General features: G+C 73.5%; 19 protein-coding genes. 12 read left to right on the forward strand and 7 right to left on the reverse strand.

The window, feature by feature from the left end; all coding sequences use genetic code 11:
• Nucleotides 1-19 precede the first annotated feature (19 nt).
• Nucleotides 20-517 carry a hypothetical protein gene (locus tag O2W15_RS21555; RefSeq protein WP_269180924.1) on the reverse strand — a complete coding sequence of 166 codons (498 nt, stop codon included), beginning with the start codon at nt 515-517 and terminating at the stop codon, nt 20-22.
• 327 nt (nt 518-844) lie between these two features.
• On the opposite strand from O2W15_RS21555, the gene O2W15_RS21560 reads away from it, so the two are divergent.
• A complete protein-coding gene (locus O2W15_RS21560; RefSeq protein WP_331253889.1) occupies nt 845-1,975 on the forward strand; it encodes an RNA polymerase sigma factor in 1,131 nt (376 codons plus the stop codon).
• 107 nt (nt 1,976-2,082) lie between these two features.
• On the opposite strand, the gene O2W15_RS21565 is transcribed toward O2W15_RS21560, so the two are convergent.
• Nucleotides 2,083-2,373, reverse strand: a complete 291-nt coding sequence (locus tag O2W15_RS21565; RefSeq protein WP_269163511.1) for a hypothetical protein — start codon at nt 2,371-2,373, stop codon at nt 2,083-2,085.
• Nucleotides 2,374-2,482: 109 nt separating this feature from the next.
• Between O2W15_RS21565 and fabG the strand changes: the two genes are divergently transcribed.
• Genes fabG through O2W15_RS21580 form a run of 3 tightly spaced genes read left to right on the forward strand, consistent with a single transcriptional unit; the run spans nt 2,483 to nt 5,131 of the window.
• Nucleotides 2,483-3,187 carry a 3-oxoacyl-ACP reductase FabG gene (gene fabG, locus O2W15_RS21570; protein ID WP_036338415.1) on the forward strand — a complete coding sequence of 235 codons (705 nt, stop codon included), beginning with the start codon at nt 2,483-2,485 and terminating at the stop codon, nt 3,185-3,187.
• Entirely contained in the window at nt 3,187-3,954 is a 768-nt protein-coding gene (fabI, locus tag O2W15_RS21575) for an enoyl-ACP reductase FabI (RefSeq protein WP_229681909.1), read from the forward strand. Before fabG ends, fabI begins: the two co-directional genes overlap by 1 nt.
• Before the next feature lie 7 nt (nt 3,955-3,961).
• Nucleotides 3,962-5,131: a ferrochelatase gene (locus tag O2W15_RS21580; protein ID WP_269180925.1), complete on the forward strand. Its 1,170-nt coding sequence runs from the start codon at nt 3,962-3,964 to the stop codon at nt 5,129-5,131.
• A gap of 125 nt (nt 5,132-5,256) precedes the next feature.
• Here the strand turns inward: O2W15_RS21580 and O2W15_RS21585 are convergent, their stop codons facing one another.
• On the reverse strand, nt 5,257-5,997 hold the full coding sequence (locus O2W15_RS21585; protein WP_269180926.1) for a hypothetical protein: 741 nt from the start codon (nt 5,995-5,997) through the stop codon (nt 5,257-5,259).
• Nucleotides 5,998-6,132: 135 nt separating this feature from the next.
• On the opposite strand from O2W15_RS21585, the gene O2W15_RS21590 reads away from it, so the two are divergent.
• Together O2W15_RS21590 and O2W15_RS21595 are read left to right on the forward strand one after the other, a co-directional pair.
• The gene (locus tag O2W15_RS21590; RefSeq protein WP_269163507.1) at nt 6,133-6,564 is read left to right on the forward strand and encodes an NfeD family protein; all 432 of its coding nucleotides are present in this window, start codon (nt 6,133-6,135) and stop codon (nt 6,562-6,564) included.
• Nucleotides 6,565-6,666: 102 nt separating this feature from the next.
• Complete coding sequence (locus tag O2W15_RS21595) at nt 6,667-7,908, forward strand: SPFH domain-containing protein (protein ID WP_269180927.1); 1,242 nt, start codon at nt 6,667-6,669, stop codon at nt 7,906-7,908.
• Between the two features lie 107 nt (nt 7,909-8,015).
• Here the strand turns inward: O2W15_RS21595 and O2W15_RS21600 are convergent, their stop codons facing one another.
• A complete protein-coding gene (locus O2W15_RS21600; RefSeq protein WP_269180928.1) occupies nt 8,016-8,867 on the reverse strand; it encodes an RNA polymerase sigma factor SigF in 852 nt (283 codons plus the stop codon).
• Nucleotides 8,868-8,992: 125 nt separating this feature from the next.
• Complete coding sequence (locus tag O2W15_RS21605; RefSeq protein WP_269163504.1) at nt 8,993-9,490, reverse strand: ATP-binding protein; 498 nt, start codon at nt 9,488-9,490, stop codon at nt 8,993-8,995.
• 294 nt (nt 9,491-9,784) lie between these two features.
• Between O2W15_RS21605 and O2W15_RS21610 the strand changes: the two genes are divergently transcribed.
• Nucleotides 9,785-10,792: a DNA topoisomerase IB gene (locus tag O2W15_RS21610; RefSeq protein WP_269163503.1), complete on the forward strand. Its 1,008-nt coding sequence runs from the start codon at nt 9,785-9,787 to the stop codon at nt 10,790-10,792.
• A 126-nt stretch (nt 10,793-10,918) separates the two neighbouring features.
• On the opposite strand, the gene O2W15_RS21615 is transcribed toward O2W15_RS21610, so the two are convergent.
• Both O2W15_RS21615 and O2W15_RS21620 read right to left on the reverse strand, forming a co-directional pair.
• Nucleotides 10,919-11,317, reverse strand: coding sequence for an STAS domain-containing protein (locus O2W15_RS21615; RefSeq protein WP_036338397.1), 399 nt, complete (start codon nt 11,315-11,317; stop codon nt 10,919-10,921).
• Nucleotides 11,318-11,565: 248 nt separating this feature from the next.
• A complete protein-coding gene (locus O2W15_RS21620; protein ID WP_269180929.1) occupies nt 11,566-12,084 on the reverse strand; it encodes a hypothetical protein in 519 nt (172 codons plus the stop codon).
• Between the two features lie 175 nt (nt 12,085-12,259).
• Between O2W15_RS21620 and O2W15_RS21625 the strand changes: the two genes are divergently transcribed.
• The 5 genes from O2W15_RS21625 to purU all read left to right on the forward strand — a co-directional run bounded on the left by O2W15_RS21625 (nt 12,260) and on the right by purU (nt 16,974).
• Complete coding sequence (locus O2W15_RS21625) at nt 12,260-12,850, forward strand: DUF1360 domain-containing protein (protein ID WP_269163501.1); 591 nt, start codon at nt 12,260-12,262, stop codon at nt 12,848-12,850.
• 190 nt (nt 12,851-13,040) lie between these two features.
• Nucleotides 13,041-14,045 carry a non-homologous end joining protein Ku gene (gene ku / locus O2W15_RS21630; protein ID WP_269180930.1) on the forward strand — a complete coding sequence of 335 codons (1,005 nt, stop codon included), beginning with the start codon at nt 13,041-13,043 and terminating at the stop codon, nt 14,043-14,045.
• Between the two features lie 6 nt (nt 14,046-14,051).
• Nucleotides 14,052-15,122, forward strand: a complete 1,071-nt coding sequence (gene ligD, locus O2W15_RS21635) for a non-homologous end-joining DNA ligase (protein WP_269180931.1) — start codon at nt 14,052-14,054, stop codon at nt 15,120-15,122.
• Nucleotides 15,119-16,030 carry a non-homologous end-joining DNA ligase gene (gene ligD / locus O2W15_RS21640; RefSeq protein ID WP_269180932.1) on the forward strand — a complete coding sequence of 304 codons (912 nt, stop codon included), beginning with the start codon at nt 15,119-15,121 and terminating at the stop codon, nt 16,028-16,030. The genes ligD (O2W15_RS21635) and ligD (O2W15_RS21640) overlap by 4 nt, the downstream gene beginning before the upstream one ends.
• 62 nt (nt 16,031-16,092) lie before the next feature.
• Nucleotides 16,093-16,974, forward strand: coding sequence for a formyltetrahydrofolate deformylase (purU, locus tag O2W15_RS21645; protein ID WP_269163497.1), 882 nt, complete (start codon nt 16,093-16,095; stop codon nt 16,972-16,974).
• Nucleotides 16,975-16,983: the final 9 nt, after the last annotated feature.

The following is a 16,983-nucleotide window of genomic DNA, read 5'->3' on the forward strand; positions in this document are numbered from 1 at the left end:
AGGGGAGCGGTGGCCCGAGCTACTCGGCCGAGGCCTCGACGACCGTGGCCAGCAGGAACGGCTGGTCCTCCCACTCCCCGTACTGCTCGTCCTCCAGGTCGACCCCGAGCTGGCCCTCGACCTCGGCGAGGTCGAACTCCAGGGTCGCGGTGGCGGCCACCGTCACCGGCAGGCCCGGCTCGAGCCCCGGGACCTCGTCGGCGACCACGACCAGGAGTGGTTCGACCGAGGTGTCGTCCGGGCCGACGATGGTGAAGGAGTTGGGGCTCAGCACGTCCTCGACCTGGGCAGCCACGGTCACCTCCGTGCCGGCGTACACGTCGACGTCCTCGCGGAACGCCTCGTCGTACTCACCGGTGTAGGGATCGGTGAGGTCGTCCTCGGACCGGACGTCCGAGACGTCGGTCTCGCCGACCGCGAGCTCCTCCTCGCCGCAGCCGGACAGGCCCAGGAGGACGGCAGTGGTGAGGCCGAGAAGAGAAGCGCGGGCGATCGGCTTGCCGGGGGACGACAGCATGACGGAACTCTCCTCGAGGACGCGTTCGTTCGACGTGGACCGTTCCGCTGACCCCTTCCCACCGGGGTCGCGGGGCCAAACGGGCGTGGGCGCGGCGGGGAGAGCACACCGGCGGAGGGGGCTCATCCCTCGGGCGAGGGTTGCTCCCTCCGCACCTGCGCCTACCATGGCGTTGATCCGTTGGCGGCCCGGGCGACCGGCTGCTGCGCCAGGCAGTCGCCCAGGCCGCTGACAGGTGCCGGTGCCAGCCCTGCACCTCACCCCACGGCCTCTCCGCCACCCGTCCCCGGTGTGCGATGCCGACTGGCATCGTCAGGAAAGGCGAACATGAGCATTGCTGACACGAAGGACCCGGCCATCGCGACCGCCGAGACGCCCCCGCCCATGACGGCTGCCGACGTGATCACCACGGCCGCGCCGGCCGAGGAGGAGGTCGCCGAGGACACCGACGGCGCCGCCGCCGCCGCCGCGTCCGAGTGGGACGACGAGGAGGACACCCTCGCCCTCCGGCAGGCCCGCAAGGACGCCGAGCTCACCGCGTCGACCGACTCGGTCCGCGCCTACCTGAAGCTCATCGGCCGCGTGAAGCTGCTGACCGCCGAGGAGGAGGTCGACCTCGCCCGCCGGATCGAGGCAGGCCTCTACGCCGGCCACAAGCTGCACGAGGCCATCGAGGGCGGCGGGAAGCTCGCCACCCAGCTGCGGCGTGACCTGACCTGGATCGTCCGGGACGGTGAGCGCGCCAAGGACCACCTGCTGGAGGCCAACCTCCGCTTGGTGGTCTCCCTCGCCAAGCGCTACACCGGCCGCGGGATGGCGTTCCTGGACCTGATCCAGGAGGGCAACCTGGGGCTGATCCGCGCGGTGGAGAAGTTCGACTACACCAAGGGCTTCAAGTTCTCCACGTACGCGACCTGGTGGATCCGGCAGGCGATCACCCGCGCGATGGCCGACCAGGCCCGGACCATCCGCATCCCGGTGCACATGGTCGAGGTCATCAACAAGCTCGGCCGGATGCAGCGGGAGATGCTCCAGGAGCTGGGCCGCGAGCCCACGCCGGAGGAGCTGGCCAAGGAGATGGACATCACCCCGGAGAAGGTGGTGGAGATCCAGCAGTACGCCCGGGAGCCGATCAGCCTGGACCAGACCATCGGCGATGAGGGCGACAGCCAGCTCGGTGACTTCATCGAGGACTCCGAGGCCGTCGTGGCCGTCGACGCGGTCAGCTTCACCCTGATGCAGGACCAGCTGACGTCCGTGCTGCAGACGCTGTCGGAGCGGGAGGCCGGCGTCGTGCGGCTGCGGTTCGGGCTCACCGACGGCCAGCCGCGCACCCTGGACGAGATCGGCCAGGTCTACGGGGTCACCCGCGAGCGGATCCGCCAGATCGAGTCCAAGACGATGTCCAAGCTGCGTCACCCCAGCCGCTCCCAGGTCCTGCGCGACTACCTCGACTAGCAGGACCGGCCCCCGCACGGCGCAGCGGCCGGTGACCTGATCGGGTCACCGGCCGCTGCGGCGCGCGGCTTGGCGCCCGACCAGCACTCCTGCGCGGGCCGCGCGGCTCAGGTCTGCTGGAGCAGCCGCCCGAAGGCGGGGGACCGCCGGAGCGTGACCGTCCGCCCGCCGAGCGCGGCGACGTCGAGGTGGTCACGGACGAGCTCCAGGGCGGCTCCGGACAGTGCGGTCACCGACCCGGCGTCGATCACGTCCACCCGCACCGGTTCGCGGCCGTAGCGGCGCTGGAAGGCCGCCACGACGTCGGCGTCCACCGCGCCGGCCAGGCACAGGGCACGCCCGTCGGCGGTGTTCAGCAGCCGGACCAGGCCGCGCGGGCCCGTCGGGGACGACGTCACCCGGCCAGTGTGCGGCGGGATCGACGTCAGGGCTCGTCCGATGTGACGTGAGCCCACCGACTAGGTTCACCACGACGAAGTGCACGGTCGGTTCGATGAGGTGGGCGCAGTGGGCAGGTCGGTGCTGGTGACCGGTGGGAACCGCGGGATCGGGCTGGCCATCGCCCGCTCGTTCGCCGAGGCGGGTGACTCCGTGGCGGTGACCCACCGCGGCAGTGGCGCCCCGGAGGGGCTGTTCGGGGTGCAGTGCGACGTCACCGACGCCGCCGCCGTCGACCGCGCCTTCACCGAGGTCGAGGAGCACCAGGGGCCCGTCGAGGTCCTGGTCAGCAACGCCGGCATCACCCGGGACGGGCTGCTGCTGCGGATGGGCGAGGACGCGTTCACCGACGTCATCGACGCCAACCTCACCGCCGCCTACCGGGTCGCCAAGCGGGCGGCGCCGAAGATGGTGCGCGCCCGCGCCGGGCGGATGATCTTCATCTCCTCGGTCGTCGGGCTGCTCGGCTCGGCCGGGCAGGTCAACTACGCGGCGAGCAAGTCCGGCCTGGTCGGGCTCGCCCGTTCCATCGCCCGCGAGCTGGGCGGCCGCAACATCACCGCCAACGTGGTCGCGCCGGGGTTCGTGTCGACCGACATGACCGCGGAGCTGCCCGAGAAGCGGCAGCAGGAGATCCTCGGGCAGGTGCCGCTGGGCCGGCTGGCCGAGGCAGACGAGATCGCCGGCGTCGTCCGCTTCCTGGCGGGCGAGCAGGCGGGGTACATCACCGGGGCGGTCGTCCCGGTCGACGGCGGACTGGGGATGGGGCACTGATGGGCATTCTGGACGGCAAGAAGATCCTGGTCGCCGGCGTGCTGACCGAGCAGTCGATCGCGTTCTCGGTCGCGCGTCTCGCGCAGGAGCAGGGCGCCACCGTCGTCCTGTCCAACTTCGGCCGGGCCCTGTCGCTCTGCCAGCGGATCGCCAAGCGGCTGCCGCAGGAGGCGGCGGTGGTCGAGCTGGACGTGACGAACACCGAGCACCTGGCGACGCTGGCCGACCGGCTGCGCGAGCACGTCGACGGCCTGGACGGCGTGGTGCACTCCATCGGCTTCGCGCCGCAGGAGGCGATGGGCGAGGGGTTCCCCGAGGTCGCGTGGGAGCACGCGGCGACGGCGTTCCAGGTCTCGTCCTGGTCGCTGGCCTCGCTGACCCAGGCCTGCCGCCCGCTGTTCGGCGACACCGCCTCGGTGGTCGGCCTGACCTTCGACGCCACCGTCGCCTGGCCGGTCTACGGCTGGATGGGCGCGGCGAAGGCGGCCCTGGAGTCGACGTCCCGGTACCTGGCCCGGGAGCTGGGTCCCGAGGGCGTCCGGGTCAACCTGGTCGCGGCCGGCCCGCTGCGCACCATGGCGATGAAGTCGATCCCGGGCAGCGCTCAGTTCGAGGAGGCCTGGGAGGGTCGCGCCCCGCTGGGCTGGTCGGTCACCGACACCGAGCCGGCCGGCAAGGCCGTCACCGCGCTGCTGTCGGACTGGTTCCCGGCCACGACGGGTGAGATCGTGCACGTCGACGGCGGCTTCCACGCCGTGGGGGTATGACGGTCTGGTGACCGACCTCGCTCGCCCCCGGCACCCGCTCCCCGCCGGGGCCTCCATCACCCCTCCCGACCAGCAGCCCGACGAGTCCCCGTCGCTCGCGGTCCGCAACAACGGCGGCGTCGAGCCGGCACGCACGGCGGCGCCGGCCGGGCGCCGTGAGGCGCTGCTGGTGCTCGGCTTCGGTGGCCCGGAGGGCACTGACGACGTCATGCCGTTCCTGCTCAACGTCACCCGCGGCCGGGGCATCCCGCCCGAGCGGCTGGAGGCAGTCGCCGAGCACTACCACCACTTCGGCGGCGTGAGCCCGATCAACGACCAGAACAAGTCGCTGGTCGCCGCGCTCGAGGCCGAGCTCACCGGCGCCGGCATCGACCTGCCGGTCTACTGGGGCAACCGCAACTGGGCGCCCTACGTCGAGGACGCCTGGCGGCAGATGGCCGACGACGGCATCGAGCACGCCTACGTGCTCGCCACCTCGGCCTACGCCTCGTTCTCCGGGTGCCGGCAGTACCACGAGGACGTCGCCCGGGCCCGGGTCGCGCTGGAGCTCGACCCGTCCGCGCCGACCGGCCCGACGGCGGAGAAGCTGCCGCACTACTTCGACGCCCCGGGGTTCGTGCAGGCCAACGCCGAGGCGCTGGCCGCCGCGATCGCCTCGCTGCCCGAGGAGGTGCGCGGCACCGCGCGGCTGGTGGCCACCGCGCACAGCATCCCGAACGCGATGGCCGCGGTGGCCGGGCCGGGCGGGGGCGCCTACGAGGCCGAGCTGCAGCAGGCCGCCCAGCTGGTCGTCGAGGCGGCGGCGCCGGGGCGCGACGTCGACCTGGTGTGGCAGAGCCGCAGCGGGCCGCCGTCGGTGCCGTGGCTGGAGCCCGACGTCAACGACCACCTGCGGGCGCTGGCGGAGTCGGGGGAGACCGCCGTCGTCGTCTTCCCGATCGGCTTCATCTCCGACCACCTCGAGGTCATCTGGGACCTGGACAACGAGGCCGAGGAGACCGCCGGCGAACTGGGCCTGGCCTTCGCCCGGGCGGCGACCGCGGGCACGCACCCGGCGTTCGTCGCCTCGCTGCGGGAACTGCTGGCCGAGCGCCGGGCGGGCGGCGAGCCCCGGCTGGGCACCAACTGCCCGGCGTCCTGCTGCTTCGTCCAGCGCCCGGCCCGCCCGGCGGCCTGACGCCCGCTCCGCACGCTCTCCGTGCGCATCGCCCGTGCTGCGGCGCGGGCACAGCGCACGGAGCGTGCAACGCGGCCCTGCGCGGCAGCGCAGGAGCCGGTGGGACGGCGCGGGAGCGCCGCGGCTCAGCCCCGCGGGACCCAGTTGTAGGCGGCGACCGTCGCCTCGCGGACGGCGGTCGCCAGCGGGCGCAGGGCCTCGTCGCGGGCCGCTGCCTGGGCGTGGGTGACCGCGGCCCCGGGCGCGTCGGCCATCGCCAGGTCCAGCACCTGGGACAACCGCTGCGCCCGGCCGAGCACCGACAGCGCCACCGGGTCGTGGTCGGCCGGCAGCCCGGGTGCGTGCACGGTCCGGGCCAGCCCGGCCAGCAGCCCGGGCACCTCGGGGTTCCACCGGGCGAGGTCCAGCGCGGCGAGCGTGCGGGCGGAGTCGCCGACGGCGAGGTCCAGCGCACCGGAGACCGCCCGCAGGTTGCCCTCCACCGGCGGTGCCAGGGGCGGGGCGCCGTCGAGGGACACCGCCGTCCAGGAGACCGCCTCGGGCCCCAGCGCCTCCGGGACCAGGGCGAGCCGGGTGCCGACGGCAGCCTGCCTGGCCTCCAGGCCGAGCGCCACCAGTCCTGGTACCGCCGGCAGGCCCCGGGTGTCACCGGGCACCGGCAGCACCAGCCGCAGCCGTTCCTCGCCCAGGCCCCGTAGCGCGCTCAGCGCCCAGCCCAGCGGTACCGCCTCGTCGGTGCCGGGCAGCCCGACGACCCGGTGGGCCGTCTCGCCCAGCAGGACGTCGAGTGCCTCGTCGTAGGAACTGCGGCCGGTGAGCCAGGCGGTGGCCCAGACGGCGAACCGGCCGGCGGCGATGTCGTGCACGGTGAACGAGGCTACGACGGCCGCGCCACTGGCCGCCGCCCGACCGACCGGCCATGTCCCGTGGGTGTGGTCCCGTGGGCCGTGCAGGCGTGGGACGGCGACCGGATGGCGCGTTCGCGTGCCAGACTCGGGAGCGTGCCCGCCTGGTTGCTCTGGTTGATCGCCTCAGGCCTGTTCGCGGCCGGTGAGGTCGCCAGCCTGGACCTGGTCCTGCTGATGTTCGCCGGCGGCGCGCTCGGCGGCATGGGCGTGGCCCTGCTGGGTGGGGACCTGCTCCTCCAGGTGATCGCCTTCATCGTCGTCTCGGCCGGGCTGCTGGTCCTCGTCCGGCCCGTCGCCAAGCGGCACCTGGTCGACCGCACCCCCGAGCAGATCGACGGCGTCGCGACCTACGTCGGCCGCGAGGCCGTGGTCAGCCAGCGCGTCGACAACACCGCCGGCCGGATCCGGCTGGGCGACGACGAGTGGACCGCGCGCACCCAGCTCGACGACGAGGCCTACGACGTCGGCGCCGAGGTGCGGATCGTGCAGATCGAGGGACCGGTCGCCTACGTCAGCCATCTCTGAGTCGACGTCCGGGTGACCGGGAGCCCCCAGGGGTCCTCAGGTGGCGCCGGACGGGGCAAGATCAGATCGACGCACCACTCCTAGGAACGGAGCACCGCCCTCGTGGAACCCGCCCTGATCGCTCTGATCGTGATCGCCGTGCTGGTGGCCTTCGTACTGGCCAAGAGCGTGACGATCGTCCCGCAGGCGCAGGCGAAGGTGGTCGAACGCCTGGGCCGGTACAGCCGCACCCTCTCGCCCGGGCTGGCGCTGCTCGTGCCGTTCGTCGACCGGGTGCGCGCGACGATCGACCTGCGCGAGCAGGTCATCTCCTTCCCGCCGCAGCCGGTCATCACCGCCGACAACCTGCAGGTCGGCATCGACACCGTCGTCTACTTCCAGGTCACCGACCCGCGCCTGGCGGTCTACGGGATCGCCAACTACATCACCGGCATGGAGCAGCTCACGACCACGACGCTGCGCAACGTGGTCGGTGGGCTGAACCTCGAAGGTGCGCTGACCGGCCGGGACGGCATCAACTCCCAGCTGCGCACCGTGCTCGACGGCACCACCGGCCCGTGGGGCCTGCGGGTGGCCCGGGTGGAGATCAAGGCGATCGACCCGCCGCCGTCCATCCAGGACTCCATGGAGAAGCAGATGCGCGCCGACCGCGACAAGCGCGCGGTCATCCTGACCGCCGAGGGGCAGCGGCAGTCGGCGATCACCACGGCCGAGGGCCAGAAGGCCGCCTCGATCCTCTCCGCGGAGGGGAAGAAGCAGGCCGCGATCCTCGACGCCGAGGCCGAGCGGCAGAGCCGGATCCTGCGGGCCGAGGGTGAGCGCGCCGCGCTGTTCCTGCAGGCGCAGGGGCAGGCGAAGAGCATCGAGACGGTGTTCCAGGCCATCCACGACGGCAAGCCCGACCAGGGCCTGCTGGCCTACCAGTACCTGCAGACGCTGCCGAAGATCGCGCAGGGCGACGCCAACAAGATGTGGATCGTGCCCAGCGAGTTCAGCAAGGCGCTGGAGGGGCTGTCCAAGCTGGGTGGTGGCGACGACGGTGAGGGGCAGCGCAGCTGGCTGGACGTCGACGCGTCCTCCGGCGCGCAGGGCGCGACCCAGGCGCCGGCGTCGTCCCTGGACACCAGCAACTGGTTCGACTCGAACCTGCCGCCGGCCGCCGAGCAGCCCGAGGCCAAGATCTCGCTGTCCAGCATCGCCGACGCGGCGGGGGAGACGGCGCCGCAGATCCCCAAGCCGCCGCCGCTGTCACAGGTCAAGCAGGACGTGCAGGAGAGCGGCCCGGCCGCCGACCCGCGCAACCGCTCCGCGGACGACGACCCGCTCGAGCTGCCCCCGGGCTGACCCGGTGAACGCCGATGGCCCAGAACTCATCGAGTTCTGGGCCATCGGCGTTCGGCCCTCTTCAGGGGCCCGCCCTGAGCGTGCGAAGGGTGGGGAGAAGAGGGTCCTTAATCCTTGAGCAGGCCCTCGCGGAGCTTGGCCAGGGTCTGGCTGAGCAGCCGGGACACGTGCATCTGGGAGATGCCGATGTCCGCGGCGATCTGCGACTGGGTCATGTTGCCGAAGAACCGCAGGATCAGGATGCGGCGCTCACGCGGCGGGATGGTGGCCAGCAGCGGCTGCAGCGACTCGCGGTACTCCACGCCCTCCAGGGCGGCGTCCTCCTCGCCGAGGGTCGCCGCGAGGGTGGGGGAGTCCTCCTCACCGGAGAGGCGCTCGTCCAGCGAGCTGCTGCGGTAGGCGTTGGCCACCGCCAGGCCCTCGAGCACCTCTGCCCGGGGGATGCCGAGGTGCTCGGCCAGCTCGGACGGCGTGGGGGCGTGGCCGTTCTTCTGCGACAGCTCGCTGACCGCCGCGTTCAGCGAGAGGTGCAGCTCCTGCAGCCGCCGCGGCACGCGCACCGACCAGCCCTGGTCGCGGAAGTGCCGCTTGATCTCGCCGGTGATGGTCGGCACGGCGAAGGAGAGGAACTCCACCCCACGACTCGGGTCGAACCGGTCGATGGCGGCGATCAGGCCAAGGGTGCCCACCTGGAGCAGGTCGTCGAAGGGCTCGCCGCGGTTGCTGAACCGGCGGGCGAAGTGCCGGACCAGCGGCAGGTGCTCCTCGACCAGGATCTCCCGGAGTCGCTCCCGCCGCGGGTCGCCCTTGTCCAGGGTGGCCAGCTCGGCGAACAGCGGTGCGGTCCGCTCGGCCCGCTTGCGGTTGTCCGACATCGGCACCGGGTCAGCAGCCGGCTCCGGGGTCGTTGCGGAGGACTCCGTGGGGGCATCCTTCGGGGTGTCGGTGGGGTCGGTCATCTCGGTCTCCGAGGCGGTGTCGGCGACCGCAGGGGCGTCAGCGGCAGGGGCCGGGGACCCGAGGGGCTCACCGGAGCCGAGGACGGCGTCGTCGGCAGCCGGGGAGTCCGGAGCAGCCGACCGGGTCACCGTGCGACCGACACGTCGGGGTCGGACTGCTCGGTCAGGGCGTCGATCGCGCTGTAGCGCCGCAGCTTCTTGACCAGGCTGATGCAGGCGACGGGTGTGCTCCGGCCGTCGCCGGCCGCCACGATCGACTGGTCGCTCGGGCCGGCCTCGACCGTGTCGACCAGGGTGTGCAGCACGGCCCAACCGAAGCCGTCGCGCGGGACGTCGACCCCGGTCGCCGTCGGCACCCAGGCGTCGATCCGCAGGCCGTCGCGGGCGGCCTCGAAGACGACCGTGAGCGGTGCGTCCCCCAGGGCGACGGAGGACAGCGTGGCGCAGGCCTCGTCGACCGCGAGCCGCAGGTCCTCGACCGCGTCGAGGTCGAAGTCCATCCGCATCGCCAGGTCACCGGTCATCGCCCGCACCGCGGGCAGCTGGGTCGGCGAGGTGGGGACCCGCAGCTCCAGCCGCTCGGTGCGCCGCTCGCCGGTGGCGGCGCCCGTCGTGTCGACCATGCGTCGTTCGCTCCTTCGTCGTCCCCCGCACCCCCGGACGGGAGCGCGGTTGTCCGTCTTCGCGCGCCCGTCCCGCGGCTCCGGTCCGGAGCGCGGACGACGAGCGGCCGCTCAGCGACGGGTGTCGGGCCTGACCCGGCTCCCTTGACGGTAGACCGACCGCCTTGCTGCGTTGCCCACTGGGGCGCACGGCAAACCCCCGTTCACCCGCCGGAGGAGCTGCCACGGCACCCGGTGGGGTGACGTGGTGACCACCCGTGTTTGAGCCCACCCGGTCGTGCACATCCCTCCGGCGTGAGACTGCGGCGCAGTGACGTGCACGCCCCGGGCTGGACCCGGCGTCGCGCTGGCAAGGGGTTCTCCTACCAGGACGAGGACGGGGCGCTGATCAAGGACGACCGGCTGGACCGGTTGCGGGCCCTGGCCATCCCGCCCGCCTGGAAGGACGTCTGGATCTGCCCGTGGCCCAACGGCCACATCCAGGCCGTCGGCACCGACGCCGCCGGCCGGCGGCAGTACCGCTACCACGACGAGTGGCGGGCCAAGCGGGACGCCGCCAAGCACGAGCGGGTGCTGGAGATATCCCACCAGCTGCCCGACGTCCGGGACGAGGTGGTGGCGGCGCTGCGCACCCGCGGGCTCAACCGCGAACGGGTGCTGGCCTGCGCCGTCCGGCTGCTCGACCTCGGCGCCTTCCGGGTGGGCAGCGAGCAGTACGCCGAGGACAACGGCACCTACGGGCTGGCGACGCTGCGCCGCGACCACGTGTCGGTGCGCGGGGAGCGGGTCTTCTTCCACTACACCGCCAAGGGCGGCATCGACCGCGAGGTCGAGCTGCTGGACCGGCCCACCGCCACCGTCGTCCGGCAACTGCTGGAGCGGCCCGAGGACGAGGGGCAAGAGCTGCTGGGCTACCGGCTCGCGGACGGCAGCTGGCACGACGTGACCAGCGACGAGGTCAACGCCTTCCTCAAGGAGGTCAGCGGGGCCGAGATCACCGCCAAGGACTTCCGCACCTGGACGGCGACGGTGATGATGGCCGCCACGTTGGCCGAGACGCCCACCCCGCGCAGCCAGACGGCACGCAAGCGTGCGGTGCGGGAGGCCTACGTCAAGGTCTCCGAGCAGCTGGGCAACACCCCGACGGTGTGCAAGACCAGCTACGTCGACCCCCGGGTGGTCGACCGGTACGAGCACGGCGAGACGGTCGCCGGCGCGCTGGCCGAGGCCGCCGGAGCCCCCGACGACCGGACGGCGCAGCGCACCATCGAGGCGGCGGTCTGCTCCCTGCTCAGCGCCTGACGAAGGACCCCGTCGCCCCCCACGCCTCGCAAGCTCGGCGCGGGCCCCTGCGACGGGGCCGAACGACGACGGCGCCCCACCTCCGGAGAGGTGGGGCGCCGTCGTCGTGTCGCGGCAGGCCTGGGGTCAGGCCTTCTCGGCGATCGTGAACAGGTCGATGAGGCCGGTGACCTCGAGCGGCCGGGTCACGGCGCGGGTGTTGGCCACCAGCCGCAGGCCGACGTCGCGGGAGCGCGCCGACTTCTGGGTCTCGACGAGCACGGCGAGGCCGGCGGAGCCGAGGAACTGGACACCGCACAGGTCGACGACCAGGGCGGTCGGCTGCTGCTCGAGCTGGGTGTCCAGGGACGCGCGCAGCACGGGCGCGGTGAAGGTGTCGACCTCGCCGACGACCGTCACGGTGACCGTGCCGTCGTCGTCGGTGGACGTCGACAGGGTGATCACGTCGTCGAAGGGGGCGTCGTTCGTGTCAGCCGGGGCTGACACGTCGCGCGAGCCCTCGGCGGGTGAGTCGGATGAGGTCACGGACTGCAGCTCCTCTCAGCGGCGATGCCTGGCGGGCACGCGGATGCCCGGACAATGTACTGCGGTACACCGTCCGGCCCGACACGGCCCGGGACACCGAGGTTCCGGAACGCCTCCCGAGGAGCTCTCGGGCAGGCCACGGCTGGCTGCTCAACCGTGGCGCCCAACCTAGTCGTGTCATGATCGCGGCACCAACTCCGCGCGCGTCGGGCCGCCGGGGCGGCCGGCCCGGCGCGCTGCGGCTGGGGTCAGGTGCCCTCGATGACGTGGACCGCGCTCTCCTCCGGCCCCTCACCGCCGACCGGGGCGTCGGCGAAGGCCTCGACGTCGTCGCCGGTGCGGTTGGTGCCCGAGTCGCTGAGCCGGTCGGTGTCCTCGTCCTGGTCGAGCTGGGCGAACGCGCGGTCGGGGTCCTCGGCCGGGCGCACGTCGGACGCGTCCTCCGCGACCTCCCGCTCCAGCCGGCCGCTCAGCGACTCGCCCTCGGCCTGCTCGCGTGCCGTCGTCCCGAAGTCCACAGCCTGGTGCTGGCGGTCGCCGGGCTCGGGGGCGAACTCCGGGTCCTCGGCGCGGGCCATGGTCGGGCTGTCGTCCTGGGAGACCTCGGGGATCCCGTTGTCCTCGGGGAAGACGTCCCGGGCGGTCTGACCCTCGGGGCCGACGTCGCCACGGGGGCCGTCGGCCGTGCCGGTGAGGCCACGCTCGTCGTCGGGGAACTCGGCGTCGTTGAGGGCGGAGTCGCGGGCGGCGCGGTCGGGGTCGGTCATGGGAGCTCCTCCGTTCTGCGCGCCCCGGCGGTGGGCGCGCTCGTCCGTCCGTGGACGGGGGAGCCGGTCGGGTGACCGGCGTCGTGGTCCGGCCCTACCCGACCCTCTGCCGGGCATGCGTGATCCAGCTCCCGCCCGCCGCATGGCACCGGGTGCCGCGGGTACCGCCGCGAGCATGGCGATCACAGACGAGGTGCAGCGGCTCGGGCGACCGGTCCGCCGCTGGGCCCGTACCCAGCAGGAGGAGTACACCCAGGGAGAGGCCCGGCCGCTGGCCGCGGACCTGGGGGCGATGAGCGTCTACCTGGGCCTGGTCGGGGCGGCGGCCACCGCCATCCGGGTGTCGGGCCGCGAGCTGCCCAGCCGGATCCCCCTCGGGGACGCGGTCCTGCTGACCGTCGGCACCTTCCGGCTGGCCCGGCGGATCGCCAAGGACCCGGTCACCGCCCCGGTGCGCGCACCGTTCGTCAGCTACCAGGGGACGTCGGGCGAGGCCGAGGTCGCCGAGGAGGTTCGCGAGCACGGGGGCGTCAAGCACGCCGTGGGGGAGCTGCTGACCTGCCCGTTCTGCATGGCCCAGTGGGTCGGTACGGGCTTCGTGCTCGGGTACGTGACCGCGCCGCGGGCGACCCGGCTGGCCGCGCTGACCATGACGATGGTGGCCGGTTCCGACGTCCTGCAGTTCGCCTACGACGCCATCCAGAACGGCGGGCTGCGGTCCGACGACGGCGAGGAGGCCGGGAGCCTGACCGGTCAGGAGGTCTGACCGCGAGCTCGGCGTCACGCTGCGTGGCCGTCGGGGGCCGGCGGGACCGCACCCCGGCCGGCCGCTGGCTCCCTCGACCGGGTGGTGCGCTGCGGTGCGTGACCGTCTCGCGCTGCCGCGCACCCGCTGGGGCACCTATCCTCTGATCTTGTCGAGGCGGGGTCGCGGACCCCGGGGCGAGGAGGTAGTCGTGCGGTCGATCTGGAAGGGCGCGGTCTCCTTCGGCCTGGTCAGCATCGCGGTGAAGCTCTACTCGGCCACCGAGGACCACGACATCCGCTTCCACCAGGTGCACAAGACCGACGGTGGCCGGGTCAAGTACAAGCGGGTCTGCTCCGTGGACGGCGAAGAGGTCGAGTACGGCGACATCGGCAAGGGCTACGAGCTCCCCGACGGCCAGCTGGTCGTGCTGACCGACGAGGACTTCGACCAGCTCCCGCTCGGCACCACGCACGAGATCGAGGTGCTCCAGTTCGTCGACCAGGAGCAGATCGACCCGATCCACTTCGAGAAGACGTACTACCTGGAGCCCGACGGCGTCGCGACCCGCCCCTACGTGCTGCTGCGCACCGCGCTGGAGAACGCCGGTCAGGTGGCGATCACCAAGATCGCCATCCGGCAGCGCGAGTCGCTGGCGGCGTTGCGTGTGCGGGAGGGCGTGCTGGTGCTGCACACCATGCGCTGGCCCGACGAGATCCGCCGGCCCGCCTTCACGTTCCTGGACGAGGAGGTGCCGGTCCGCCCGCAGGAACTGGCGATGGCCGAGTCGCTGATCTCCACGATGGCCGGGGACTTCGACCCGACCCAGTTCACCGACGACTACCGCGAGGCGATGGCCGCCCTGCTGGAGGCCAAGCAGTCCGGCGGTGAGGTCCAGGCCGCACCGGAGGCCGCCGACGACGGCGGCGGTGCGGTGGTCGACCTGATGAGCGCCCTGCGGCGCAGCGTCGAGCGGGCCGGCGGCAGCACACCGGCCGCCGGGTCGGACGACGGCGGGGACGACGCGGCGGACGACGCGCCGGCGGAGAAGGCGACGGCTCGCAAGGCGCCGGCCAAGAAGGCGGCCGCGGGGGAGAAGACCCCGGCGAAGAAGGCCCCTGCCCGGAAGGCGGCGCCGAAGAAGGCAGCGGCCGCGGAGGACGACGCCCCGGCGAAGCCGGCCAAGCGCGCCGCCCGTCCGCGCAAGACCGCCTGACCCCGGGTGGCCGCCGCCGATCCGCTGACCCCCCGCCGGGCCGGGCCGGACCCGACCCGCGCTGCCGAGCCGGCCGGGCGGCCGCTGCCGGTGGTCACCGCTGACGGCGTGCCCGAGGACCTGCCGCCGATGCTGGCCGCCGTCGGCGACCTGCCCGCCGACGGCGACCTGCGGTGGGGCTACGAGTTCAAGTGGGACGGCGTCCGGGCGCTGGCGCACGTGCGTTCCGGGCGCCTCCGGCTGCGGGCGCGCAGCGGCAACGACGTCACCGCCAGGTACCCCGAGCTCGGTCCGCTGCCGGCGGCCCTGGCCGGCCGCGGCGCCGTGGTCGACGGCGAGGTCGTCGCGCTGGACGCCCGGGGCCGGCCGGACTTCGGGCTGCTGCAGGGCCGGATGCACCGCACCGGGCCGGAGATGGCGAGGCTGGCGGCGGCCGCCCCGGTCAGCTACCTGGTCTTCGACCTGCTGGCACTGGACGGCGAGAGCCTGCTCGGGCTGCCCTACACCGCCCGCCGCGACCGGCTGGACGCACTCGGCCTGGGCTCGGACCGCTGGGTGACCACCCCCTGGTTCCGCGGCGACGCCGCCGGGGTGGGGCAGCAGGTGCAGGGGGCCAGCCGGGAGAACGGGCTGGAGGGCGTCGTCGCCAAGCGGCTGGACTCGGTCTACCGGCCGGGTGGCCGCGGGCCGGACTGGCGCAAGGTCAAGAACTTCCGCACCCAGTCGGTCGTCGTGGGTGGCTGGCGTCCGGGGGCCGGGCGGCGGGCCGGCGGCATCGGCTCCCTGCTGCTCGGGGTGCACGACGAGGACGGCCGCCTGGCCTTCGCCGGGCACGTGGGCACCGGCTTCACCGCGCGGGCGCTGGCCGACCTCGAGCCGCTCCTCACCCCGCGGGCTACCGCACCGTTCGCCGATGCGCTGCCCCGCGAGGTGACCCGGGACGCGCACTGGGTCGAGCCGACGCTGGTCGGCGAGGTGGTCTTCACCGAGTGGACCCGCGAGGGCCGGTTGCGGCACCCGTCCTGGCGCGGGCTGCGCGCGGACCAGGCGCCGGCCGACGTGGCGGTCGAGCCGTGAGGCAGCGGGTGCAGATCGAGGGCCGCCAGCTGGAGGTCTCCAACCTGGACAAGGTGCTCTTCCCCGAGGTGGGGTTCACCAAGGCCCAGGTCATCGACTACTACGTGCGGATCGCGCCGGTGCTCCTGACGCACGTGGCGCACCGGCCGGTCACCTTCACCCGGTGGCCGAACGGCGTCGACGGGCAGGCCTTCTTCGAGAAGAACAACGCCCGGCACGCCCCGGAGTGGGTGCAGACGGTGACCGTCCCCTCGCCCGGGTCCTCGCGGGGCCGGGAGACGTTGGACATGGTGCTGCTCTCCGCCGTCCCCGACCTGGTCTGGTCGGCGAACCTGGCGGCGCTGGAGGTGCACGTGCCGCAGTGGCAGGTGGACGAGGCCGGGACGGCGCGGCTGCCCGACCTGCTGGTGCTCGACCTCGACCCGGGCCCGGACACCGGGGTGGTCGAGTGCGCGCAGGTGGCGCACCGGCTGCGCGAGCGGCTGGTCGCCGACGGGCTCGACCCGGTGGTGAAGACCTCGGGCTCCAAGGGGCTGCAGGTCTACGCCCCGATCGAGTGCGCGGACAAGGAGCACCCCAGCCGGTACGCCAAGGCGCTGGCCCAGGAGCTGACCGGGCAGACGCCGGAGGAGGTCGTCTGGCGGATGGAGAAGGCGCTGCGGCCGGGCAAGGTGCTGGTCGACTGGAGCCAGAACAACACGGCGAAGACGACGGTCGCGCCGTACTCGTTGCGCGCCCGGCCGTTCGCCACCGTCTCCACCCCGCTGCGCTGGGCCGAGGTCGACGCGCTGCGCGAGGGCGGCGACCCGGAGTCGGTCCGCTTCCGCACCGACGACGTCCTGACCCGGGTCGCCGAGCACGGCGACCTGTTCGACGTCGCCGCCCGCACCCGCGCCGCCCTGCCCTGACGGGAGTGCCCCCACCGACCCGCCCGGCGGGGGACGCGGCGACCCCTGGGACCATTCCGGGCGTGTCTGGACCCGATCCCCGTGCTCCCTCCACCGCCGACCTGGGGCGGCTGGTGGTCCGCTGCCCCGACCGGCCGGGCATCGTCGCGGTGCTCTCCGGGCTGATGGCCGAGGCCGGCGCCAACATCACCGAGTCCCAGCAGCACTCCTCGGACCCGTCCGGCGGCACGTTCACCCTGCGGCTGGAGTTCGTCCTCGCCGACCTGGCCACCCGCCGCGCCGAGCTGGAGGCCGCGCTCGCCGGCCTGGCGGGGGAGTGGCGGTTCTCCTGGCGGTTGACCGAGGCGGCACGCACCCCACGGCTGGCGGTCTTCGTCTCCAAGGCCGACCACGTGCTGCAGGAGCTGCTCTACCGGGTCGACGCGGGTGACCTCCGGGCCGAGATCGCCGCCGTCGTCTCCAACCACCCCGACCTGGAGCCCGTCGCCCGGGCGCACGGCGTGCCGTTCCACCACGTCCCGGTCACCGCGGACACCAAGGACGCCGCGGAGGCGCGGGCGCTGGAGCTGATCGGGGACGTCGACCTGGTCGTGCTCGCCCGGTACATGCAGATCGTCTCGGCCGACTTCTGCAGCCGCTTCCCGGAGCGGCTGATCAACATCCATCACAGCTTTCTGCCGGCCTTCGTGGGTGCGAACCCGTACCGGGCCGCGCACGACCGCGGCGTGAAGCTGATCGGGGCGACGGCGCACTACGTGACCGCGGAGCTGGACGCCGGCCCGATCATCGAGCAGGAGGTGGCCCGGGTCGACCACCGCGCCACCGTCGAGGACATGCGCCGGATCGGTCGCTACGTCGAGCGCCAGGTGCTGGCCCAGGCGGTGACCTGGCACGTCGAGGACCGGGTCGTGGTCGAGGGCGACCGCACCATCGTGTTCGCGTAGCTCTCCGGC

Origin of the sequence: Modestobacter sp. VKM Ac-2979 (assembly GCF_026967995.1) — a bacterium.
Classification (GTDB): domain Bacteria; phylum Actinomycetota; class Actinomycetes; order Mycobacteriales; family Geodermatophilaceae; genus Modestobacter.